This window comes from Clostridioides sp. ES-S-0190-01, from assembly GCF_020658275.1.
Classification (GTDB): domain Bacteria; phylum Bacillota; class Clostridia; order Peptostreptococcales; family Peptostreptococcaceae; genus Clostridioides.
On record NZ_JACVWA010000037.1, the window covers coordinates 22,671 to 46,631 of the forward strand.

A 23,961-nucleotide genomic window follows, 5' to 3' on the forward strand; every position below is an offset into this window, starting at 1 on the left:
CTGTTATTTAATAAAGCACTGTAACAATATACAAAACAGTGATGATATATAAAACAGTTTAAAATTACTTATTAAATATTAAACTATCTAAATCTGGATACAAAATAATATGTGTATATTAATGAAAATAGAAAAGCATATCATAGAACCACTTTTATAGGGGATACTTTAATAAAAGAATTAAAAATTATAACATATAAAAAATTTCCACTAAAAAATAATCGTGTTAGAAGAATGACAGAAAATCATGTATTTTGGAAATATTTCACAAATATTAAGAATAATAAAACACTTGAAATTGCTTATGTCAAGAAATTTTATATAATATAAACTGGTCAAATATGTTATAATATTAAATTGTGACAAGTTCATGGAGGTGTTTATATGAAAAAACAAAAGTCGCCAATTTTACTTGAAATGCTTGGGTTATTTTTTGGTTGTATATCAATGAGTATTGGTATAAATATGTTTTTAAAACCACATACAATTGCTCCTGGAGGGCTTAGTGGTCTATCTTTAGTGTTAAATAAAGTTACAGGACTTCCAGTATCAGCTATCATGTTAATCATAGGTGTTCCATTAGTAATACTTGCTTTCAGAATTATGGGTACAAAAAATTCATTAAAAACGTTATTTGGGACAATAGTATTCTCTGCTATAGTCCAATTGACAGACCCACTATCAAAATTGAGATTAACTGATGACTTACTACTATCAGCTATTGCAGGAGGAATTTTAGTTGGGATAGGTTTAGGAATAATGTTTAAATCAGATGCTTCTACTGGAGGAACAGATTTAATTGCACTTATACTTAGTAAAAAGTTTCCAGGGATAAAAGCTACAAAATTTATGTCTTGTTTAGATGGAATGGTCGTTATATCTTCTGGTATAGTAAATCGTAGTATAGAAACAGGCCTTTACTCTGGGATAGCACTTTGTGTCTTAATAAAAATAGCAGATATGATAATGGAAGGATTTGATCATTCAAAAGCATTTTTTATTATTTCTGAAGAACCTGAAGGTTTAAGACAAGCCATAACAAAAGAACTTGATAGAGGTCTTACTATTCTTGATGGTAAAGGTGGTTACACTAGAGAAAACAAGGAAGTACTACTTGTTGTAGTTTCTAAAAAGCAAGAACTTTATCTTAAGAGATTAGTTAAAAAGACTGACCCTACTGCATTTGTTATTGTTACAGATGTACATGAGGTTCTTGGAGAAGGATTTAAAAACTTAGAAAATTAATAAGTTGTTTTATAACTTTGTTTATATAGTTTTTAATAACTTATAGATGCCAAAATCATATCATATTAAAGTGTGAGTATATTAATTAATATACTAAACCTTTTTAGTAGATATAATATGATTTTGGCATTGTTTTTATCTAACATTTATTAGAACACTAAATACTCATTATTTTTTCAATTCATACTGATAACATGGGACATTTTTTATTGTGCTTCCAGTATGAATTTTTTTGATATATTTTCCTACACATTTAAAACCCAATAAATCTAATGATTTTGTAGAATTCGCATTTTCCTCATAGGTTATCGCAATGATTTTATTTAGATTTAGTTCTCTAAATCCATATTGTATTACTCTTTTAGTTATCTCAGTAGCAAAGTCATGACCCCAGTAATTGGGATTAATACATACGCCAATTTCAGCTTCCAATGCCTTTGGATTTATATTATTAAACCCCATATTCCCAATAACTTTATTATCTCTTTTGTACACTATTGCAAAGTGACCTATTTTTCCTTTTTTATATGGATTTAAAAAAAATGATTTTATAAATTTTCTTGTGTCTTCTAAAGACTTATGCTCATTAAATGGTAAATGTTTTACTACTACTTTATTTTTATAACAATCAAAAAAATCCTCAGTATCATTTAATGATGCAGGTCTTAGTATGCAGTTTCTAGTTTCTAAGGTTTTCATTTGAGGATATTCAGAATCAGACATTTCTAATCCTCCTTTATACATTAATCTAATATACTGTTCATATTTAAAATACGATATTAATTATATAAATGTGCTCAAATTAACCTTATTTCTAATTTAATAAAAATTAGCTTATTATAAATCTCTCAAATCTACAACATTATTAGTAATAATATAAGTTCTCTACTAGTTCTATTTATTGTAAGATACATGTATATGTAGGTACTTTTTAATTTATTTTTATTAAACTTATTTTAGAAATGCCAAATATAAACTTACATATTATTAGATATCATACTTAAAAACTCTTTTGTTGCTAGTGATAGAGAGATATTTTTCAAATGGCAATAACCTATACTTCTTTTAGGTATTGGCTCTTTTATGTCTAATTTGAATAATTTTCCACTATTTAAGTAATCTATGCTAAATTCTTCTATAACACAAGATACTCCAAGATTTATATATGCAAATTCTAAAAGTAATTCATGAGAGCCTAATTCTATATCTGGATTTAGCTTTATACCTTTTGATAAAAAATATTCATTTACATAAAGCCTTGAATTTGCTTTATTTTCTAACATTATCAAAGGTAACAAATTTAATTCTTCTAAAGATATTTGCTTTCCTTTGTATTCTATGTAATCATTTGCACATACAAATATGTCATGTATCTCAATACATTCAACGATATTTAATGTTTCATCTTCTATTGGCATATTTATGATTGCTATATCAATATTACCATCTTTAAGTAAGGATATAAGTTCTCTACTAGTTCTATTTATTGTAGATACATGTATATGTGGGTATTTCTTATGAAAAATTTCCAAATACTTTAATAGAAAAAAACGTGCTGCTGTATCTCCTACTCCAATTTTTAATGAACCATATTCCAATTTTTTAAATTTATTTATTCTATCTTCACCTGATGCGATTAAGTTTAATGCAGTAGCAACATGTTCACTTAAAATTTTCCCTTCTGGAGTTAACTTTACACCTTTATTATTTCTATAAAATAATATAGTATCTAATTGTTCTTCTAATTGTTTAATTGATTGGCTTACAGCTGGCTGTGACATAAATAATTCTTTGGCAGCAACAGAAAAGCTCTTATGACTTACAACTGCATTGAAAACTTTATATAATTCAAGTTTTACGTTCATACATAACTACTCCTTATATCAAATATTAGTATTATTTATTTTACTTATGATTATATTTGAATTATAATATACATGGTACTAATATGACAATATTAATTCTTTAGGAGGATTTTAAATAATGGATAGATTAGTTGGAACTGTTTCAAGAGGTGTTAGAGCACCTATTATAAGACAAGGAGATGACTTAGTTAAAATAGTTGTTGATTCTGTCTTAAATGCATCAAAGAGTGAAAACTTTGAAGTTAGAGACAAAGATGTAATTGCTGTTACAGAAGCTGTTGTTGCTAGAGCACAAGGAAACTATGCTCATGTTGACAATATAGCGAAAGATGTAAAAGATAAATTTGGAGATGATACTGTTGGTGTTATATTTCCAATTTTAAGTAGAAATCGTTTTGCAATATGTCTAAAGGGTATTGCAAAAGGATGTAGAAAAGTTGTATTAATGTTAAGCTACCCTTCTGATGAGGTTGGAAATCACTTGATAAGTATTGATGAACTTGATGACAAAGGAATAAACCCTTGGTCAGATGTGTTAACAGAAGAAAAATATAGAGAACTATTTGGATATAATAAACATACATTTACTGGTGTTGATTATGTTGATTATTATAAAAATTTAATTAAAGAGTGTGGTGCAGAAGTAGAAATAGTTTTTGCTAACAACCCAAAAACTATACTTAATTACACAACAAGTGTTTTAACTTGTGATATACATACAAGACAAAGAACAAAGAGAATTTTAAATCAAAATGGTGCTAAAAAGGTATATTCTCTTGATGATATAATGACATCAAGTGTAGATGGTAGTGGGTATAATGACCAATATGGACTTTTAGGTTCAAACAAAGCTACAGAAGAAACTGTAAAATTATTCCCTATAAATTGTGATGAAGTTGTAAATAAAATTCAAAGCAATATAAAAGAAATTACAGGTAAAAATGTAGAGGTAATGGTTTATGGAGATGGAGCGTTCAAAGACCCTGTAGGGAAAATATGGGAGCTAGCTGACCCAGTAGTTTCTCCTGCTTATACAAAAGGCTTAGAAGGTACTCCAAATGAGGTGAAATTAAAATATTTAGCTGATAATGATTTTGCTGACTTATCTGGAGATGAGTTAAAAGAAGCAATTTCAAAATACATAGTTGAAAAAGATAATAAATCTGATGATTTAACAGGAAATATGGTTTCTCAAGGTACTACTCCAAGAAGACTTACAGACCTTATAGGTTCTTTAGCAGATTTAACTTCTGGAAGTGGAGATAAAGGTACTCCTATTATTTACATACAAGGTTATTTTGATAACTATACAAAATAATATATATTAAAGCATTTTATGTAATTTATTTAGATTAAAAACTAATATAGACCTCTTAATTGATATAACTTTACTGTATATCAATTAAGAGGTTATTTAATATTTACATAGTTTAATTTATTAATCTTTATTAAGAATTTTAATCTCTATTTATTTCTGAAATAATACCACTCTTTAATATTTGTTTTACTGGAATGATAACTGCAATAATACTAATAGTAATATTTAAAATAATCATACCCACATATAGAGACATATTTATATTGAAAACTGGATTTATATATAAATATACGCGTTTTACTATAAAATAAATCATAGATTGCCCAATAATACTTCCAATTACCATTATAATACTTGCATATAGTCCATATAAAAAACCTTCCCTCATCATCATAATCAAAAACTTATTATCTGTGATTCCCATAGCTCTTAAAATTCCAAATTCATGTCTTCTTGAAAAAACTAAATAACTCACTGTATTGATAATATGAAACAAACTTATGCTTAGAAGTACAAATACGATACCATATATAAACAATAATTTCTGGTTTAAATAAATATTATTTTTTTCAATAGCAATAGTATAATCTGTCACAATACATCGTTTTATATTATGTATAACATTTTTTATTTCTTTAGCTACTTCCATGCTATTGCTTTCTTTCGTCTTTTTTATACTGGCCATATTGTAATTTATGATATTAAAATTACTTTCCATCTGTTCATTTGTCATAACTATATCCATGCCATAATCGCCAATAAAGTATATATTATTTGCCATTACACGTTTTACAGTAGCAGCAACTACAAATTCTTTTACTGTATAATCATTTTTATCTTCTTCTTTAAACTTAATAGTCTCATCAGTAGGTTTCATTGTTTTTGGCACTTTAACTTTGATAGTATCTCCTGGCTTTATGTCAACTGCACCATATATACCAGTACCATCCATAGGAAGTCTAACAATCACTTTATTATTTTTAACCATGTCAGAATTATCAATTTTTCCATCAATAATATAAGGATTTAATCCTTTTAACATGTTAGCATTATATCCATAGATATTTGTCTTTAAAAGGTATCCCCCATCACTTTGTTTAGTGCAAATTCCATTGAAAAAATTCTTTATTCTGTAATCTTTTTCAAGAGGTTTAAAGAAATTTTTCCAAAGTAATTGTTCATCTCTAATGTGTATACCGCCAAAAAAATACCTTACTGGGTGAATACTTGATACACCTTCTACTTCGTTTAGTCTTGAAATTTTATCTTTTGGTATTCCTATATCAAAATCAGTTGTTTGCATAGCTATTTGATAATCAGAATTTAAACCATCATCAGCCTTCATTGTAAGCTCGTTATTATTTCTAGTAAGTTGTATAGAATAGCTAGAACATAGAAAAATAATTCCCCCAAGTGCTAATGAACACAAAATCCCTATAAACATTCCTTTTTTTTGAGTCATATATTTATGAGATAATACTGCTGTAATGTTAGAAAACTTTATACTTTTTATCTCTCTATTCTGTTTACTAATAACTTCAAAATTTTTCATTGACTCAATACTAGAATATTTGCTTAGCTTATATACAACTCGTACAGTGATTAAAATTAACAATAATGCTAAAAACAAAAATCCTAAGTAAATAGATTTTTCACTTATAAAAAATGACCCTGGAATAATATCACTACCTAAGAATATATGAGGAAATTGTTGATGTATTGTTGAAGCTACTCCTATGCCTAAAATACATCCTATAGGAAAACCTATGATAAAAAGTAAAAATAATTCTAAAAACAAGAGTAGTAAAAGTTGCTTATTATTAGCACCTAACACTTCTAAAACGCCATATTGTGATATTCTTTGAAGTATCGAAACATGGAAAATACTATATATTGCTGCTGCACTAAATATTCCAATAATCAAAACAATTGCATTTGTATTTAATTTTAAAGAATTTAAAAATTGAAATACACTATATCTTTCAAAAGTTATTGGAGGTTTTACACCAAATTCACTTGATAAATTCCAATTTACATAGGAACTTTTTTTCGATATACTAAATTCTCTCATAAATCTAGCACTCTGTTTTTTTATATTTTTATTTTCATCAAATTTTACATAAACCATATAATTACCATTTTCTTCAGAAAATGTAGAACTATCTAGAAAGCCCTCTAAAGCAGTTTCTGGATTTAAAATATCAGATAAAATCCCACATAACTTATAAGTTTTTCCGTCTAAATTTATCTCTGTTCCAATTTTTTCTTTTATATTTAAATTATTTAATGAATAGGTATCAAGTGCTATTTCTCCTTCTTTGCTAGGAAGCTTTCCTTTCAATAATTTTCTACCTGTCATATCTAAATAAGATGAATCCACATTTAAAAAATTCATAATGAAAGGTTCATCTATAGAACCTTTAGTATTTATGATACCAAGTCTATTTACAGTGTATTCATTTGATTTTTTGTCTTTCTTAATTTTTTGTAGTTGTTTATTATCTACCTTAAAATAAAAATGATAATCTCCATTATCCGCTCTTATTTTCTCAATTTTACTTTTATTTGCACTATTTACTAAAGAACCAATTCCTGTCAATAAGGCTACTGATAGTACGATGCTTAAGATTATAGATATAGATTGTTTTTTATAATGTTTAATATATTGAATTGCAAACTTCATTAAAGATATCATAGTATTTCACCACCATTATTTACTACAATTCCATCTTCAATATGTATAATAGAATCGCATATTTGTGCTATATTTTCATTATGTGTTACCATAAGTATTGTTTGGTGAAATTTTGCACTACTTTCTTTTAGTAAACATACTACTTCCATTGTAGTCTTACTATCGAGATTTCCTGTTGGTTCATCAGCTAGTATAAGTGCAGGTTTATTTGCTAAGGCTCTAGCAATTGCTACTCTCTGTTGTTGTCCACCAGAAAGTTCACTTGGAAATTTTAGACGTTTGTCCCAAATACCTAATGTATTCATTAACATTTCAATATAGCTATGATCTACATAATTTCCTTTATCCAATGTAACAGGAAGAGCAATATTATCATAGACATTTAATACTGGTATTAAACTGTAATTTTGAAATATAAAACCTATATTCCTTCTTCTAAATACAGTCAAATCCTTTTTTCTTAATTTAGATATGTTTTTACCCTTAATTATTACATCTCCTGATGATGGGCTATCCAACCCACCTATAATGTTTAATAATGTACTTTTACCAGACCCAGAAGTTCCAACTATAGCAGTAAATGTAGCCTTTTCAATTTCTATGCTTACCCCATTTAGTGCATTGACCTTGTTTTCATATTCTCCATAATGTTTTACTAAATGATTCGTCACTAATATACTCATTTTATTTCTCCTTTCAACATAACTTAAAATATAAGTTCTTATAAGATATTGTAAGTGACGATAATTACACCCATCCTACAAAGTTAATTTAAACTCTTACAATTTTGTAAGAAGATACTAAAACAACTTCCGCTTCCTAATTTGGATTCTACTATAATATTCCCTTTTTCTTTTTCTAAAATTAATCTTGTAAGATAGAGACCAATTCCTGTACCATTTTGATTTTCAACATTTTTACCTCTATAAAATCGTTTAAAAATATTGTTCAACTCTTTACCATCAATGCCTATTCCTTCATCTTTGATTATAATTTTAGTGTATAGTTCCATTTTTTCTACAGAAATAGTAATCATACTATTTGATGGTGAATATTTTATTGCATTTTCTAAGACATTTACAATTGCCTCTATAGTCCATTTTTTATTATGAAATAACTTTATATCTGAAAATATTTCTAAATTTATTTTTATGTTTTTAGATTCTGCTTTATTAAAAACAGTACTAATACTTTGAACAATAGTGTCTTTAATTAGTAGTTCTTCTGCTTCAAATTTGATAACCCCATCTTCTAATTTAGTCATCTTAAATAGAGACTCTAATAACCAGTCAATTTTAAAAGTTTGATTTTTCATTTTTTGTAAAAATTCTACTTTTTTTGATGTAGGAAGATTACTATTTTCTAAAAGTTCACAGTAAATGGTAATATTTGAAAGTGGTGTTTTTAATTGATGTGACATATTTGAAATTAAACTTTTAATTGCTTCCTTTTCTGATTTTGACTGCTCTACTTCTATCTCTATCATATCTTTAACTTTTTTTACTTGGTAAGAAATTTTTGATATTCTTGTATCTTTTGTATCTGGATAAGAAATTTCTTTACCTTCCAATAATTGATTTAGCATTAGACTTAATTCGTCACATGTATTTTGACTTTTTTTAATAGTTATTATAGCTATAATTATCATACATATTGCAACAAATAATAGTAACATATTTATTCCACCTCATTCCATAGATAGCCCATTCCATAAGCTGTTTTTATATACTTTGGATTAGATGGATTATCCTCTACCTTCATTCTAAGTCTTCTTATATTTACAGATATAATATTCTCATCAACATAATTTTCTTCACTATCCCATATATGATGTAAAATTTGTTCCTTCAATAATATTTGTCCTTTATTCTCAATTAAATAATTAATAAGCTTATATTCTACAGCACTAAGTTCCAAATCTACTTCATTTTTATACACCTTTAATAACTTTTGGTCTAATCTTATACCATTAGAATACAGCACTTTATTATTTGATTTTTTTCTTATTGCTACTTTAACCCTCGCTTTTAATACAGACAAAGAAAACGGCTTTGTGATATAATCATCTAAACCTATTTCTAATCCTGTTACCTCATCAATCTCTGAATCTCTTGCAGTAAGCATTATAATTGGAATATCTGACATTTCTCGTATTTGCTTACATATATCAAATCCATTTCCGTCTGGCAGATTACAATCTAAAATTATAAAATCTATATTTTTATTATTAAATATATGTAAGCCCTCTTGTTTTGTATAAGCTTTTAAAACATTAAATCCTTCACTTTCAAAAGCATAAAAAAGACCTTCATTTAAGTTTGTATCATCTTCAATAATTAATAAATTCAATTTTCTACTCCTTTTATTTTTAAATTTTTAAAATAGTATTTCTTCTTATCTTTTGTTAAAAATATATTGATACACCTATTTTACTAAAAAAACTGTAATTAAATTTGTTTTTTCTCAAATCTAGTTACAGTTTTTTATTTATAGACTATTCACCTTTAGAACATTCTCTATAAAAGGCTTTAATTGATTTTAAATCATTATCAGTTATAATATGTACACCACTTGCACTTAATAAATTAGCAAGACACTCAATACGTTTGAAATGTTTTTCTGTACTCTCATTAAACAATACTGGGTCTAACCAAATATTTATTAATATTATAAATACTTCAGACATTTCGTTTGGATAATCAGTTTTAAAAATGCCTTCTTCAACACCTTGTTTTATTAAGCAAGATAGTAAAGGGGTCATTTCAAGCGTAGATGCTCTTATACTCTTCATAAATAAGATAGGTTTTTTTTGGAGGCACATATAATCAATCAATTTTTTCCTTATTTCTGAACTAGATATGTGTAAGATAAATTCAGACACTTTTTCTCTAATCGTAAAGTTAGGATTATTTAATATTAACTTTAAATTTTCCATCTCTACTTTTAAATTACTTGATATAATCTCTTCGAACAGGAGTTCTTTATCTTTAAAATGGTAGTATACAGATTCTTTAGATATATCAAGAGTATCCACAATTTGTTGCATAGTTACATCATCATAGTCATTTTCTTCGAATATTTTCCACGCAACGTCTAATATCTGACTTCTCATCTTGTCAGAATGTTTATTTCTTGACATATAAATTCACTTCTTTCTTTATCAATTTATATTAATTGTTCATACATTTATTATAATAAGATTTTTTACAGTATGTCAATACACACCATTTAAAGACAACAAATCGTATTTATTCTTAAATTTCTTATTATTTATCATTAATATAATTTATATGTAAAAATATTATAAAACATATATAAATACATATTATTTAATTTAATGACGCTTAAATTGAAAATATAACCTTATTCTTATATAATTAAATTATGTAAGGATAAGGTTATATGATTTAATTATACTTTTACTAGGGGGAATAGAATTGAAAAGGGTTGATGAAAGAAATACTATGTTTGCAAGAGCAAATTATAAAAAAAATGGTTTTGCTTATAATGACTATTATGAGAAAAATCCTGAAAAAAAAGAAGTTGATGATAGTATAAGAAGTAGACCAAATTTATGTAGTGAAGGAACTATGACTTATAATGAGATAAATTCTCCAATGGCAAGTAGTGCATTTGACTTTTTATCTGATATAAAATCACTATGTGAAGGAAAAGTTTGTGACAATAAAGTGGATGTAGATGCAAAATCTATGACTAAAAAGATAAAAGGGTTTGCAAAGCAATATGGAGCTTCTGTGGTTGGTATAACTAGATTAAAAGATTATCATATTTATACAAATAGAGGTAGACATGAAGAAAACTATGGTGAGGAAGTTAATCTATCTCACAAATATGCAATTGTATTTGGATGTGAAATGGATAAAGAAATGATAAACAGAGCCCCGATGATATGTGAAGTTATAGAAACTTCAAAATGTTATGTAGGTGCATCTATTGTTGGTATGATTTTAAGTTATTACATAAGAAACCTAGGATATGATGCTAGAAATCATATGGATGCTAATTATCTAGTAATGCCTGTTTTTATAGCTCGTGATGCTGGATTGGGTGATATAGGAAGAAACGCAATACTTACAAATAAAGATTATGGTTCTAGACTTAGACTAGGGGTTGTTACTACAGATATTCCACTTATAGAAGATGAATATGTTGATTTTGGACTTGAAGATTTTTGCAAAGTATGTAAAAAATGTTCTTTTAATTGCCCTTCTCACTCACTTTCTAATGATATTAAAATTGGTGATGATGGAAAATATAATTGGGTGATTGAACATGAAACATGTTACATTAAATGGAGATATTTAGGCACAGACTGTGGTATGTGTATATCTGCTTGCCCATTTAGCCAAAACCTTGAAACTATAAAAAACACTACTTCTTTTAAAGGCAATAATGAGCTTATTGAGAAAGCTTTGGATGAATATACTTCAAAATTTGGTAAAAGAATATTTGTACCTGGAAATCCATCTTGGTTAAAATAATTTTATATATTTAATAAATAGTCTGTCCCATGATAAATTCTAGGACAGATTATTTATTAAGTATTTTATTTATATGAATATAATATGATAATTTAGCAACATTTTGATTATATAATTAGCTTTATATAGAATATTAAACATAAAAGGAGTGAATATATGAAAAAAATATTAGTAGTTGAAGATGATACTATATTAAATAAAACACTATCGTACAACTTAAATGAAGAGGGATATATGGTTATTTCAAAATTTACAGCTATATCTGCTTTAGAATCTATTGTTAAGCACAAATTTGATTTAATTATTTTAGATGTTAATCTACCAGATAGAAGTGGATTTGATTTGTGCAAGAAAATTAAAGAAAATTATGATATCCCTATAATTTTTTTAACTGCCAATGATATGGAATATGATATGATTAAAGGTTATGAACTTGGAGCTTTGGATTATATAACAAAACCATTTAATATCAATGTGTTTAAACAAAAAGTAAGAGCACTTTTAAATCATATTACAACAAAAACAAAACAAGATTGCTATGATGATGGATATCTCAAGATTAACTTTTCTGAGTTCTGTGCATATATAAATGACAATCAAATTGTATTTACACCATTAGAATATCGTACTTTAAAACTATTTATTGAGAATCCCAAAACCATTCTAACAAGAAAAATACTTTTAGAAAAACTTTGGGATATAGATGCTAATTTTGTAGATGAACATACTTTGACATCTGTTATAAGTAGAATTAGAAGTAAAATTGAAAAAGATAGCTCTCAATACATTAAAACAGTGTATGGTATGGGATACATGTGGATAGGTGAAAAAAATGAATTTTAAAAATTTTTCTTTTAATACTCTTTATTTAATAATTGCTGTTAGTATGGCTCTTACAGCTATTCTATTCAATATAGCAATTTATATAATAACTAATGATTTTAAAATAGTTGTTCTATTATTGATATACACAATAATATTCTCTGGTTTTATATTATTAATCATGCTCTTACTTCATAAAAAAATAACTCTATTTTGCTCTGAGATATGTTTAACCTTAGATAAGATGATGAATAGTAAAGATAATCTGGAAATTACTTTGGAGGAAGAAACACTTTTGTCACGTATTAATCATAGACTGATTAGAATGTATGAAGTCATTCAAGAAAATCGCCACAATATTGCTATGGAAAAAGCTGATTTACAAGAATTAGTTTCTGATATCTCTCATCAAATCAAAACTCCTATTGCAAATTTAAAGATAATTAATAATACTCTACTGAATCAGAATCTTAAAACTGAAATTCAAAATGAGTTTTTGATGGATATGCAAGGTCAATTAGATAAATTAGAATTTTTAATGCAGTCTATGATAAAAACTTCAAGACTAGAGACAGGTATAATTTCATTATCTAAAAAGAAGAATTCGCTTTATGAAACAATTGCGACTTCACTTAGTGGAATTTTATTTGATGCTGAAAAAAAGGACATTGAAGTTACAGTTGATTGTGATTCAAACTTATATATATGTCATGACAAAAAATGGACTTCTGAAGCTATTTTCAATATATTAGACAATGCAGTGAAGTACACAAGTCCTAAAGGTAAGATACATATATCTACAGAATGCTGGGTTATGTATGCTAAAATAGATATTACTGATACTGGAAAAGGCATATCAGAAAGTCACCAAGCAGAAATTTTTAAGAGATTCTATCGTGAGGAAGATGTACATGATATAGATGGTATTGGAATTGGTCTATATCTTTCAAGAAAAATTGTATCTCTTCAAGGTGGATATATCAAAGTTACATCAAAAATTGAAGAAGGCTCTACTTTTTCTATATTTTTACCTAATAAATAAATTTTTAAATATTTTATTTGTGATAATTCTGCAACATTTTGATTATATACTGTATTTACAATATATAAAGGAGGTCTTTATAGTGAGTATTTTACAAGTAACAGACTTAAAAAAATATTATGGGAGAAATTCAAACATTACAAAAGCTCTTGATGGTGTGAGCATATCTGTTGAAAAAGGTGAATTTATTTCTATTGTAGGTACATCTGGTAGTGGTAAATCTACATTATTAAATATTATGGGAGGTTTAGATAATCCTACATCTGGAAATGTCATTATAAGAGGAAAGGATTTATCAACTATGAATGATGAACAACTTACAATTTTTCGACGTAGAAATATAGGTTTTATATTTCAAAATTATAATCTTGTTCCTTTACTTAATGTATATGAAAATATCATTTTACCAATTGGATTGGATGGTGAAACACTAGATAAAGACTTTATAAATGAAATTATAAGTTTACTTGTACTAGATGAAAAATTATATGATGTACCAGGTAATCTTTCTGGAGGACAACAGCAACGTGTTGCTATTGCAAGAGCACTTGTGACGAAGCCTGCTATTGTACTTGCTGATGAACCAACAGGTAATCTTGACAGCAAAACTAGTGCAGATGTATTAGGCTTACTTAAGATGACAAGTGAGAAATTTAACCAAACAATTGTAATGATTACCCATAATAATGAAATTGCACAATTAGCAGATAGAATCGTTCGTATTGAAGATGGAAAAATTTATAACTAGGAGGTGAAATATATGTTTAAAAATAATAATGGTGCTTTCATTAGAAAAATAGCATTGAATGATTTAAAAATTAATAAACTTAAATTTTTTCTTTCAGGTATTATTATAATGATTTCCACATGTTTATTATTAACAACTACTTTAGTTTCATATAATGGCTCTATGGATTTGGTTAATTCATCTCCCTATCATGCGAGATATCAATCTGTAAATGAAAAATCAAAAACATTATTACAGCAAAATAAAAACTTTAGTAGTGTAGGAGTTTATAAGTCACTTGGTAGTGAGATAAAATCAGATTATAGAATGTCAATGATATATGTAGATAACACTGCAATTGAGCTTCTGAATTTTCAACTATTAAAGGGCGGTATGCCAACAAATAAATATGAAATTGCTATTTCAGAAAAATATCTATCTGAACTTGGCTTGAATAAAGACCTTGGAGATAGCATTACATTAAAATATCGCGACGATATTACTAACAAAGAAATACAAAACGATTTTATTATTGTTGGATTTGTAGAAAATTACTATCAAGATAATGCTAAGCAATACTATACAGTTGTTTCCAATGATTATCTCAAGGATATGGCTTCTACACCTTTACAAATCAAAAGTAATAATTTTAATGAAGCAACTCCAAACACTGTAGATGTATTAGTTAGATTATCAAAAGAAAATACAGAAAAATCCCCTACTTTAATTAAGACTCAATTAAGTGAAATTGGTTCCTCTTTAAATATTAAAAAACATAATATATATTTAAATGATAATTATATTGAATCAAATTTAATTGATGGTGAACAAGTTATTACAGTTTTAATAGTAGGAGTAATTATTCTTTTTTCTAGTTTGTTTGTTATTTATAGTATTTTTTATATTTCAGTTGTTAATTCAGTTCAAATGTATGCAAAGTTGAAAGCACTTGGTATGACTTCTTTTCAGTTGAAAAAGATTATTTACCTACAAGGAAATATTTTATCTATTATTTTTATTCCAATAGGCATTATATCTTCCTGCATAATTACATATATAATTCAGCCTTTAGCATGGCAAATGACTACTGACTTATTTATTATTCTAGTATTATCAATAGTAATATTTTTGACTGTAAGAATTTCTTTAAATAAGCCAGCTAGAATTATTTCAAAAACTTCCGCTATTGAAGCTATGCAATACACAGAAATTAAATCTAGAAATAAAATTAAAACACTTAATTATATAAATATTAAAAATTTAGCACTAAAAAATATTGAGGTAAATAGAAAGAAAAATTTAATAGCATTGATTTCATTGAGTATTAGTGGAATATTATTTATTTCAATTGCTAGTCTGTCTAATTCTATAGATTTTAATAAACAGATGTCTCAGACATTCGTTTATAATGAAAATTATATTATTGGAAATAAAATTGACAATTTGTATGAACGAATTACACAAATTCAGCAAAATAATCCATTTACAAACACTCTTAGAAATGAAATCAAATCAATTTATGGAGTACAAAAAGTAATTGAATCTAAAGGAATAAAATGTGAAGTTATATACCCTTCTATTAAGGATAAAGATGGAAGTAATGTTACAACTTTGATTGAAAGTGTCACACCAGAGCTTGCAAAATCATTCCAAAAGTATATTGTAAATGGTAAAGTTGATTATAAGCAATTGGATTCAAACAGCTTGATTGTAAATAAATATAGGACAAAATCTTATGGAGTTGATTTGAAAATTGGAAATACAATTACATTTAATATATTTAGTGGAAATGACATCATCAAAAAACAAATGAAAATAGTTGGAATAATTGATAATTCAAATACAGGATGCATGTTCTTTACTTCAGACAAGGCTTTAGATAAAATAACACCATATAATACAAATTTACATTTTTCAATTTTATCCGATAAAAAGTATTCAAAAGAAGTTGAAGAAAAACTATTAAATATTATTCAAAATAATTCAAATTTAATCCTTTATTCATATGATAGCGATTATAAAATGCTAACTAGAGCTTTTAAGTATATGATTATAGCTGCATATGTATTTGTTGGTTTAATTTCCTGTTTTGGTATCCTTAATATGACAAATATCCTTGTAAATAGTGTATTAACTAGAAAAAAAGAGTTTGCCTTACTTCAGGCGGTTGGAATGACAAAAAAACAGTTGCGCAAAATGCTCTATCGAGAAGGTTTAAATTTGAGTATTAAAGCTGTATTTGTATCAATTACATTGGGTTATTGTGGTTCAAAATTACTCTGCTTTTTTATAAAAGATGTTGTTAGATTAGACTTCATTAGTTTCAATTTCTCTATACTTTCTATTTTAATTTTTTCATTTATATTAATAGGCATGCAAATATTAATAATTGAATTCCTTATAAGAAATCTAGAAAAACAATCAATTACAAAACGTTTACGCTCTCAATAAAAATATATATAAAAATAGCTACTTTTATACTACACTCAACATAGATTTTCAAGATTTAGAGGGTCTGAAAACTTTGATTTTACGACCCTCTGTTTGTTTTTTAACTTCTATTATTTATTTTCTGAATATATCAATAGCATGACTCGTAACGCCTATTAAATCTTCGCGTTCACAAGTAGCAAAGTGATATTTCAAATATAACTCAAATTCTTCATCATCCATAGCATCGACTGCTTCACGCATACATAGGGCTAAACCATCCGATGCGACGTAATGCAGTCTTGTTACAGGAAAAACAGACATCAAATCGTCAATGTTTTCTTTACGGACAAGTTCAAACAAATCCTTAGGACCTGACTTGGTAGCAAATGTCTGTGGGTCAATCAAGCCCTTTTCAATATATTCAGCTACATTGATATTTCCTCGGTTGAACCCTTCATCAATAAGGCAGCCATCAGATATAACATATGCAGCAAAAATCACACCACCATGTTTTGTTACACGGATAGCCTCATGTAGAGCTTGTTGTTTATCCTCTTTGCTATAAAGATGATACAACGGACCTAACAACAATGTAATGTCATATTCATTGTCTGAGAAAGCAGACAAATCCATAGCATTACCTTGAGTAATAGTTATATTTTCATTTGATTGAATATTTTTACGGAAAATTTCTATGTTATGTTCGACCAATTCGACTGCATCAACGTCATATCCCTGACGTGCCAGCGTGTGAGAATATCGACCAGTTGCAGCACCAATTTCAAGCACACGGTCGCTAGGTTTTAAGTACTTTTCAATATAATGCATAGTAGTTAGGAATTCAACTGTTCCATGCTTTAATGCCAACCGACTATCTTCGTCGTAATTATTGTAAAAATCAATTAAGTATTGGTTTATTTTCATATTGCACCCCCTTATGTATTAGTTAGTAAACATCAAATAGATAAATTCCAATCATTTTTTTCTTGTCTTATAAAAGCTGATAATATATTTTTCAACATTTTTTCGGCACTATTTCTATCTAATGTCAATTTTTTCGTTGCTGTTAAGACAGCTATGCCATGAGTATAAAGAAATAAATCTAAAAATATGACTTTTGCACATTCTAACTCTATTCCAATACTTTCAGAAAAAAGCCTTGCCTTTTTTTCATTATCAATTTCTTTGTAGAAATCATTTGGATCTTCCATCATCAAATCTAAATCGTTTATAAACAACAACTTAAATAAATGTGTTTCTTCTTGAGCAAATTCAATGTATGAAAGTGGAAGTAATAAATATTGACTGACATTTTCAGAATTATGATAATTAATAACATACTGATTATAGTATTCATATGCAAAAGCAAGAAATTCACCTTTTAATTCATCCATATTTTCATAGCAAGTAAAAATTGGTCGAGTGGAACATTGTAATTTACTTGCGATACTCCTTGCATTTACAGTTTCAAATCCTGTTTCTCTTGTAATATCCAAGACAATATTCAAAATCATTTCTTTCGTTATTTTTGCTTTAGGTGGCATATAAATTCACTTCTCCATTAAATTTTTATAAAATACATACGTTATATAACAATTGTTGCACATTAAAAAAATTATGTCAAGAAATAGTTTTGCATTTTTTATCATTCCTGAAGCTGACAAATAAAATATGAGTTGCAATTAATCTATTAATAGACGATTGCAACTCATATTTTACTTTAAATACTTTTCTTTTTACATGATATTTCATATACATAATCTTCTGATGAATTAATATCACTTTCTTTTGAATTAATATTACTTTCTTTTCTTTTTTTAGAATCAATTAAGACAAAATATAGTATAAAACCTACAACAAGTCCCCAGGTTCCACCTTTAGCAGCAATCACGCCACCCATCAGCCCAATTAATCCTCTCTCTACGCCAGTATCACATAGTTCCATTGATAGTTTAGTACATAAGTAACCTTGAACTAAAAGTGTCACTGATAATGCTAATGGTATAAGAGGCGTAGCTATTTGGGCAATTGGATAAAAGCAGATAAAAATAGCTGAAACCCATACCAACGTACCCATACCACTAAAAATAGACTGCATTGCTTCCTTTCCAACCTTATATCTTTGAGCAACACTTCCAGTAAGAGTTGCAGCTAATGGACCACACATAGCTATATATGGAGAAATAACTGCCATAACAATATTTCTTATCCCACTTATAATATTAGACCTATTAGAATTAAAATCAATATACTCATCTGTTCTGTTTTTACTTTCAGAAAGAACTAAATTTTCACCTGTTATAAAATCACCAAATGCAATTATATATATCATGAAAGCCATTGGCAATCCTTGTATAAATAATATTAGACTTGGAAAACCTATTCCAAAAGGAGATACTGTATCTATTAATTTTTGAAAATCCATTATATAAATAATATTTTCAAAATTAAAGCTAGGAATTCCTATTTCTTTACTAAATATTCCTATAATTAAACTCACTAAAATAGCTGGAACCACTCCATATTGACCTAATCGAAATAAAAGCTTATTCTTTACTTTTAGAGCATCGAATTTTTCAGAAAACATTACAAAGCAAGCAACTAAAATCCCAACTGTTATAGATATTGGATAAGATTCAAATCTGCCTTTAGGGCTAAATTCTGCTATTACAGTTGATATACCAACTCCCATAAGTATTCCACCTTTGATGGAATTTGGGATTCTATTTACTAGTTTTCCAGCTATACCTGTTATACCCATTAAAATAAATATAATTCCTAAATCTATTTGTAAAGCTGTTAATGCTTGTATTCTTTCAATACCAATATTGAACTTTAACAAATATGCAGTTGTAAGAGTTATAGAAGCTGTAATCCAGCCAGGAACTACTGGGTCTCCCATAAAAACATGCAGGCAATACAATATTGAGTTAATGATAGCCATACTCCATGCTACTTCATAGGGTAATCCTAATATTTGCGTGCTAAGTCCAATAGTTCCTAAGCTTGTCATACTTGATATTATGCCTTGAATAGCTTCCGGTTTCTCAAATCTGTAATGTATAAATGGAATTCGTATCTTAAACATTCCAAATTTTATGTGAGGCTGTTCACTTCTAGTGAGTCTTTCCATAATTTCACTCCACCTTTCAATAACTCTTATTAATTGTTTATAAATTATCAATCTTGTTAAAACTAGTATATAACATATAAATTACATAAACAATAAATTAAAATTGTAAAATTGATAGATTTTGTGCATATATAGAAAGATATATCCATTTTTATTTTTTTATATCGATTGATAAAGGTTCTTTATAAAATTCAATAGTTCTTTTCCATGATTCAAACTGTCCTTTTGCATTACCTTTTACAGTTCCTCCTGAAGAAAATATTCCTCCAGCCATATTCATAGATAAAGTTTCACTTAGAGGTACAATATATGGAATTGGTAAAGGATGTCCCATCTTATCATATGTTAATAGTTCCACATTATATTGGTAATTATTTCTTTTAAGTTTTTCTATGATTTCTACACAACCATCATAACTATTCCAAATATTATCTTCTTTTCCAGAAATCATAAGAATGTCAGCTTCAGAATTTTCTACTTTTATCCTAGCCTCTTCTTTATTGTCTGCCCTTTCAATACTTTTCTTATAAGTACTGGCAAATCCAAATGGAATTCCTTTTTCTATATCTTTTTTCTGGTCTTCAAAGAATATATTATTGTCTACCTTGATATATGGAAGTGGCTTACCTTTATATGACCATGATGAAGTATCTTTTCCATTCATTTGTCCATCAAGTGCTTGAAAACAATACGCATGAGGCTGTGATACTACTACTTTTTTAATTTGTTTATATCTTGAAGCAAGTAAAAGTGCTAACTCACCACCTTTTGATGTCCCATGTACAAATATTTCTTTAGTATTAGTGATTTCATCTTCACTAATCCATTTAAATATTTTTTCAAAGTATTCTAATGGTACTTCTTCTAACTTACTTGGCAATCCTTCTAGAGCAAAATAAGCAACTGCTAGTACATTGAACCCTCTAGATGCAAGTGGAGCTGCCAGGAGTTCTAAAGCATCTAAATTTCCATCAGAACCCCCTAAAACTAAAATTGTTTTATTACTAGAGTTTTGTTTATAAAATAATTTTCCTATAAATTCATCAGATATATCTTTTGTGATAATATCTTCTGTTTTGAACAATCTCTTCAACTTAACTTCTTTTCTTTCAATATCAGATTCAAATATCATATTCATGATTATTGGTTTATCAATAGATATATTTTCTGCAAAATTTTCACCTTCAGTTTTTGATTTTTTCAGAGAATATATTAACCCCATGCAGTCAGTAGTTTTATAAGTCCCTTCTACAGGTTCAATTGAATCTAAATCCACTTCTCCTTTTTCATTTGAATAAAATACCCCATAAGATGAGAATTCCTCTCCTTTACACCATGGAAATTCCATTTTCATAGATACTCTTAATTTACTATTTGGAATTAAGCCTGAAACTATAACTTTAATTTTATCATCTACAAGTGATTCTGCATTGTATATATTTACTTTCATAATTGATTCCTCCATGTAATAATTATTGCTCATGATTTATATATTTGAAATAGCTTTCTTTAGCAAGCTATGAATAATCCAAATATAAGACATCATGTTGACTATTTCATTATATCAACTCGAACCAATTTAGTCAATATATTGTCTTTTCTATTTACTTAAAATTATTTTAGTAATATGAGCTATTCGTAATTTAAAATTTTGCTTATATTGAGTGATAGAAAAAATAAAACCACTCCTTTAAAGAAATGGTTTTATCTAGAAAATATAAATTATTTTTTAGTAAGCTTAATAAGTATTTTTTATTTAAAATTTTAGTACAAACATGTATTTCTTTATTTATAAATTTTACAAAATTTATGCATTGGCAAAAGTGTATATGGCATTAACCCTTGCTATATATAGATTTTCATCACTACAACCAATATATTTAGCATACTTTTCAATCTTCTCTCTTGCATTTTCAGCATCACTTTCATCGCTCTCTACTAGTTCATTTATATAAAGGTCCATTAAAGAAGCCTTATATTCTTTTATATTATATCCTAAAAATTCAGTTAATCTTTCAATCTCCTTACTAAAATCTCCATCTTCCTTTACCAAAAACTCGTATACATCTTCTCTATATGGATTTAATGTTATTATTTGTTTTACAACCTTACACTCATCTGCTTTTCCAATAAAACCATCTTTGTAATTATTAAACAAGGCATTAGATTTTTTTATAGATTCTTCATCAATATAAGAATGGACTTCACTGACTCTATTTTCTATAAGCGCATCTATTACAGCATAATGAATTTTGAAACAATCATTATACAAATAATTGCTCATTTTTTTTACTGTAGATTCTATTTCTAAAAAATTTGCATGATTATTTTTTTTATTCTTATTTGGTATGATAAAAGTTTTATTTAAGTTATTAAAAAGCCTTTTAAAATCTAAATATTTTTCACAATAAACACTTTTAAAAGTATCAATATCTATAGTTATAATTCCAAAACTCACTATAGTCTCGATTCCTTTCTTAAAAGATTCCTCTATATATTTTTCTCCTAGATTTAGACCTCTATCTGATATTTGTTTTAGATTTTGAAAATTATTTAAACAATCTCTCTCAAAGTTTTTAGAAATTTCTAAAGCATACAATTTAAAAATTTTTCTTATCTTATTATAATTATTTTTTGTATCATCAAACCTGATAATAGCTCCATTTACATCAAATGTAATCATTGAGTTTTAACCTCCCCCATTAGTTTCATCAATAAAATAAATTTAATATAAACTTTATAATCATAATATTAAACTTATTTCTACTATAATTATTAATTTGATGATGAAAGCCATTTTCCTTCTAAATAAAAAATTTGTCTAAAGTTTTTAAAAAAATTAGACAAACTTTAAGTTTTTAATCTCTAAATTACTCCAAATACACCAAATAATATTGGTATAAATATGGCTGGTAATAGATTTGCTACTTTTATATTTGTTAGCTTAAGTACATTTAAACCAAGTCCTATAATTAATAAACTTCCTGCAGCTGTCATTTCTGTAACTACAGGGTCACTTAAAAATCCATTTAAAAATGATGCCCCTAAACATATAATACCTTCATATAAAAATACAGATACAGCAGAAAACATTACACCTATACCTAAAGAAGCTGTAAATATAACAGAAGCTATCCCATCTATTACTGATTTTACAAATAAAGTATCATGGCTTCCTGTAAGTCCACTTTCTAACGAACCAACTACTGCCATAGCCCCTATACAAAATAACAAACTAGATGATATAAAACCTTCAGCAATAGAATCCTTTTTATTGCCTTTAGAAAACCTACTCTGCAAAAATGCACCTAATTTATTTACCCATTTATCAATATCTATTAACTCTCCTATTAAAGCTCCTAAAGCTATAGATATTATTGTCACTAGTGTATTCTTTCCCTCTAGTGCTCCTGATATCCCTATATATAATACACATAGGGCAATTCCATTCATTATAGTATCACTTACTCTTTGAGGTAAACCACCTTTGATTATAAGACCTACTATACACCCACCTGCGATTGCTAGACTATTTGCTATTACTCCAAACATTTTTTCTCCCCTCGATTAGTTAATTAAATTTTGCTTAAGTTCATTAAAAACTTAAATGTCAATGATTTGTAGTGGATATTCCAAATATTCCAAAAATTTTTCAAATCCTTTTTTTGATATATTTACAGTTTTAGTATTTATATTTGGATGAAAATTTAAATACTCTTCTTTAATTACATCCTCATCTATGTAAAGCTCTACTTTTCTTTCTGTATCATTTACTAATGAAAAAGGATTTACACTTCCAGGAAGAAGTTTAAGTACATTGTATAATCTTTCAGGCGAAGCAAATGATAACCTAGAACTTCCTATTTTTTCTTTAACTGAATTTAAATCAACATGTTTATCCCCTCTAACTACAATTAGATAGTATTTGTTTCCTTTAGCATTTCTTAAAAATAAATTTTTACACTGACATCCTTTTGTTATATCATTTAAAATTACTAACTGCTCTGCTGTATATACAGCTTCATGTTCTACTACCTCATATTTAATATTTAACTTATCTAAAATATTGTATATTTTAGTTTCATTTAAATTTACTTCAGTTGCATCTGATAATTCTGTTATTTTATCTTTTACATCACTCATCATGCTATATTCTCCTTTAATACTTTGTATATTACA

General features: G+C 27.1%; 22 protein-coding genes. 8 read left to right on the forward strand and 14 right to left on the reverse strand.

Going from position 1 to position 23,961, the window contains the following annotated elements:
- The first annotated feature begins 111 nt into the window (after positions 1 to 111).
- Both IC214_RS12715 and IC214_RS12720 read left to right on the forward strand, forming a co-directional pair.
- Positions 112 to 330: a hypothetical protein gene (locus tag IC214_RS12715; protein ID WP_227866713.1), complete on the forward strand. Its 219-nt coding sequence runs from the start codon at positions 112 to 114 to the stop codon at positions 328 to 330.
- 54 nt (positions 331 to 384) lie between these two features.
- Positions 385 to 1,245 carry a YitT family protein gene (locus IC214_RS12720; protein ID WP_227435158.1) on the forward strand — a complete coding sequence of 287 codons (861 nt, stop codon included), beginning with the start codon at positions 385 to 387 and terminating at the stop codon, positions 1,243 to 1,245.
- A gap of 168 nt (positions 1,246 to 1,413) precedes the next feature.
- Here the strand turns inward: IC214_RS12720 and IC214_RS12725 are convergent, their stop codons facing one another.
- Positions 1,414 to 1,968 (reverse strand): GNAT family N-acetyltransferase, encoded by a 555-nt coding sequence (locus IC214_RS12725; protein ID WP_227435157.1) that lies wholly within the window; start codon positions 1,966 to 1,968, stop codon positions 1,414 to 1,416.
- A 254-nt stretch (positions 1,969 to 2,222) separates the two neighbouring features.
- Positions 2,223 to 3,110, reverse strand: a complete 888-nt coding sequence (locus IC214_RS12730; protein WP_227435156.1) for a LysR family transcriptional regulator — start codon at positions 3,108 to 3,110, stop codon at positions 2,223 to 2,225.
- 118 nt (positions 3,111 to 3,228) lie between these two features.
- Here IC214_RS12730 and IC214_RS12735 point away from each other — a divergent pair, with 118 nt between their 5' ends.
- Positions 3,229 to 4,428 (forward strand): coenzyme F420-0:L-glutamate ligase, encoded by a 1,200-nt coding sequence (locus IC214_RS12735; RefSeq protein WP_227435155.1) that lies wholly within the window; start codon positions 3,229 to 3,231, stop codon positions 4,426 to 4,428.
- Positions 4,429 to 4,567: 139 nt separating this feature from the next.
- Here IC214_RS12735 and IC214_RS12740 read toward each other — a convergent pair whose 3' ends face one another.
- From IC214_RS12740 to IC214_RS12760, 5 genes are all read right to left on the reverse strand, one after another.
- Positions 4,568 to 7,123: an ABC transporter permease gene (locus tag IC214_RS12740; protein WP_227866714.1), complete on the reverse strand. Its 2,556-nt coding sequence runs from the start codon at positions 7,121 to 7,123 to the stop codon at positions 4,568 to 4,570.
- Positions 7,120 to 7,806 (reverse strand): ABC transporter ATP-binding protein, encoded by a 687-nt coding sequence (locus IC214_RS12745; protein ID WP_227435153.1) that lies wholly within the window; start codon positions 7,804 to 7,806, stop codon positions 7,120 to 7,122. The genes IC214_RS12740 and IC214_RS12745 overlap by 4 nt, the downstream gene beginning before the upstream one ends.
- A gap of 83 nt (positions 7,807 to 7,889) precedes the next feature.
- Positions 7,890 to 8,798, reverse strand: coding sequence for a sensor histidine kinase (locus IC214_RS12750; protein WP_227435152.1), 909 nt, complete (start codon positions 8,796 to 8,798; stop codon positions 7,890 to 7,892).
- 2 nt (positions 8,799 to 8,800) lie between these two features.
- A complete protein-coding gene (locus tag IC214_RS12755) occupies positions 8,801 to 9,472 on the reverse strand; it encodes a response regulator transcription factor (protein ID WP_227435151.1) in 672 nt (223 codons plus the stop codon).
- A 145-nt stretch (positions 9,473 to 9,617) separates the two neighbouring features.
- Positions 9,618 to 10,262, reverse strand: coding sequence for a TetR/AcrR family transcriptional regulator (locus tag IC214_RS12760; protein ID WP_227435150.1), 645 nt, complete (start codon positions 10,260 to 10,262; stop codon positions 9,618 to 9,620).
- Positions 10,263 to 10,560: 298 nt separating this feature from the next.
- On the opposite strand from IC214_RS12760, the gene IC214_RS12765 reads away from it, so the two are divergent.
- The 5 genes from IC214_RS12765 to IC214_RS12785 all read left to right on the forward strand — a co-directional run bounded on the left by IC214_RS12765 (position 10,561) and on the right by IC214_RS12785 (position 16,667).
- On the forward strand, positions 10,561 to 11,625 hold the full coding sequence (locus tag IC214_RS12765) for a 4Fe-4S dicluster domain-containing protein (RefSeq protein ID WP_227866715.1): 1,065 nt from the start codon (positions 10,561 to 10,563) through the stop codon (positions 11,623 to 11,625).
- A gap of 156 nt (positions 11,626 to 11,781) precedes the next feature.
- Positions 11,782 to 12,468 carry a response regulator transcription factor gene (locus tag IC214_RS12770; RefSeq protein WP_227482647.1) on the forward strand — a complete coding sequence of 229 codons (687 nt, stop codon included), beginning with the start codon at positions 11,782 to 11,784 and terminating at the stop codon, positions 12,466 to 12,468.
- A complete protein-coding gene (locus IC214_RS12775) occupies positions 12,458 to 13,489 on the forward strand; it encodes a sensor histidine kinase (RefSeq protein WP_227830559.1) in 1,032 nt (343 codons plus the stop codon). The genes IC214_RS12770 and IC214_RS12775 overlap by 11 nt, the downstream gene beginning before the upstream one ends.
- An 82-nt stretch (positions 13,490 to 13,571) precedes the next feature.
- Positions 13,572 to 14,237 (forward strand): ABC transporter ATP-binding protein, encoded by a 666-nt coding sequence (locus tag IC214_RS12780; RefSeq protein WP_227866716.1) that lies wholly within the window; start codon positions 13,572 to 13,574, stop codon positions 14,235 to 14,237.
- A 12-nt stretch (positions 14,238 to 14,249) separates the two neighbouring features.
- Entirely contained in the window at positions 14,250 to 16,667 is a 2,418-nt protein-coding gene (locus IC214_RS12785; RefSeq protein WP_227866717.1) for an FtsX-like permease family protein, read from the forward strand.
- 114 nt (positions 16,668 to 16,781) lie between these two features.
- Here IC214_RS12785 and IC214_RS12790 read toward each other — a convergent pair whose 3' ends face one another.
- The 7 genes from IC214_RS12790 to IC214_RS12820 all read right to left on the reverse strand — a co-directional run bounded on the left by IC214_RS12790 (position 16,782) and on the right by IC214_RS12820 (position 23,925).
- Positions 16,782 to 17,573, reverse strand: a complete 792-nt coding sequence (locus IC214_RS12790; RefSeq protein ID WP_227866718.1) for a class I SAM-dependent methyltransferase — start codon at positions 17,571 to 17,573, stop codon at positions 16,782 to 16,784.
- A gap of 32 nt (positions 17,574 to 17,605) precedes the next feature.
- Entirely contained in the window at positions 17,606 to 18,193 is a 588-nt protein-coding gene (locus IC214_RS12795) for a TetR/AcrR family transcriptional regulator (RefSeq protein WP_227866719.1), read from the reverse strand.
- A 176-nt stretch (positions 18,194 to 18,369) separates the two neighbouring features.
- Positions 18,370 to 19,782, reverse strand: a complete 1,413-nt coding sequence (locus tag IC214_RS12800; RefSeq protein ID WP_227860402.1) for a hypothetical protein — start codon at positions 19,780 to 19,782, stop codon at positions 18,370 to 18,372.
- A 151-nt stretch (positions 19,783 to 19,933) separates the two neighbouring features.
- A complete protein-coding gene (locus tag IC214_RS12805; protein ID WP_227435141.1) occupies positions 19,934 to 21,232 on the reverse strand; it encodes an acyl-CoA thioesterase/bile acid-CoA:amino acid N-acyltransferase family protein in 1,299 nt (432 codons plus the stop codon).
- A gap of 357 nt (positions 21,233 to 21,589) precedes the next feature.
- Positions 21,590 to 22,465, reverse strand: a complete 876-nt coding sequence (locus tag IC214_RS12810; RefSeq protein WP_227823948.1) for a kinase — start codon at positions 22,463 to 22,465, stop codon at positions 21,590 to 21,592.
- Positions 22,466 to 22,647: 182 nt separating this feature from the next.
- Positions 22,648 to 23,334, reverse strand: a complete 687-nt coding sequence (locus tag IC214_RS12815) for a DUF554 domain-containing protein (protein WP_227435139.1) — start codon at positions 23,332 to 23,334, stop codon at positions 22,648 to 22,650.
- Between the two features lie 51 nt (positions 23,335 to 23,385).
- A complete protein-coding gene (locus IC214_RS12820) occupies positions 23,386 to 23,925 on the reverse strand; it encodes a prolyl-tRNA synthetase associated domain-containing protein (RefSeq protein WP_227435138.1) in 540 nt (179 codons plus the stop codon).
- Between the last annotated feature and the right edge of the window lie 36 nt (positions 23,926 to 23,961).

Bases quoted from the DNA above. Each gene is read 5' to 3' on its own strand.
- IC214_RS12720 (WP_227435158.1), top strand. From the start codon at position 385: ATGAAAAAACAAAAGTCGCCAATTTTACTTGAAATGCTTGGGTTATTT.
- IC214_RS12725 (WP_227435157.1), bottom strand. From the start codon at position 1,968: ATGTCTGATTCTGAATATCCTCAAATGAAAACCTTAGAAACTAGAAAC.
- IC214_RS12730 (WP_227435156.1), bottom strand. From the start codon at position 3,110: ATGAACGTAAAACTTGAATTATATAAAGTTTTCAATGCAGTTGTAAGT.
- IC214_RS12735 (WP_227435155.1), top strand. From the start codon at position 3,229: ATGGATAGATTAGTTGGAACTGTTTCAAGAGGTGTTAGAGCACCTATT.
- IC214_RS12740 (WP_227866714.1), bottom strand. From the start codon at position 7,123: ATGATATCTTTAATGAAGTTTGCAATTCAATATATTAAACATTATAAA.
- IC214_RS12745 (WP_227435153.1), bottom strand. From the start codon at position 7,806: ATGAGTATATTAGTGACGAATCATTTAGTAAAACATTATGGAGAATAT.
- IC214_RS12750 (WP_227435152.1), bottom strand. From the start codon at position 8,798: ATGTTACTATTATTTGTTGCAATATGTATGATAATTATAGCTATAATA.
- IC214_RS12760 (WP_227435150.1), bottom strand. From the start codon at position 10,262: ATGTCAAGAAATAAACATTCTGACAAGATGAGAAGTCAGATATTAGAC.
- IC214_RS12770 (WP_227482647.1), top strand. From the start codon at position 11,782: ATGAAAAAAATATTAGTAGTTGAAGATGATACTATATTAAATAAAACA.
- IC214_RS12775 (WP_227830559.1), top strand. From the start codon at position 12,458: ATGAATTTTAAAAATTTTTCTTTTAATACTCTTTATTTAATAATTGCT.
- IC214_RS12785 (WP_227866717.1), top strand. From the start codon at position 14,250: ATGTTTAAAAATAATAATGGTGCTTTCATTAGAAAAATAGCATTGAAT.
- IC214_RS12790 (WP_227866718.1), bottom strand. From the start codon at position 17,573: ATGAAAATAAACCAATACTTAATTGATTTTTACAATAATTACGACGAA.
- IC214_RS12795 (WP_227866719.1), bottom strand. From the start codon at position 18,193: ATGCCACCTAAAGCAAAAATAACGAAAGAAATGATTTTGAATATTGTC.
- IC214_RS12800 (WP_227860402.1), bottom strand. From the start codon at position 19,782: ATGGAAAGACTCACTAGAAGTGAACAGCCTCACATAAAATTTGGAATG.
- IC214_RS12805 (WP_227435141.1), bottom strand. From the start codon at position 21,232: ATGAAAGTAAATATATACAATGCAGAATCACTTGTAGATGATAAAATT.
- IC214_RS12810 (WP_227823948.1), bottom strand. From the start codon at position 22,465: ATGATTACATTTGATGTAAATGGAGCTATTATCAGGTTTGATGATACA.
- IC214_RS12815 (WP_227435139.1), bottom strand. From the start codon at position 23,334: ATGTTTGGAGTAATAGCAAATAGTCTAGCAATCGCAGGTGGGTGTATA.
- IC214_RS12820 (WP_227435138.1), bottom strand. From the start codon at position 23,925: ATGAGTGATGTAAAAGATAAAATAACAGAATTATCAGATGCAACTGAA.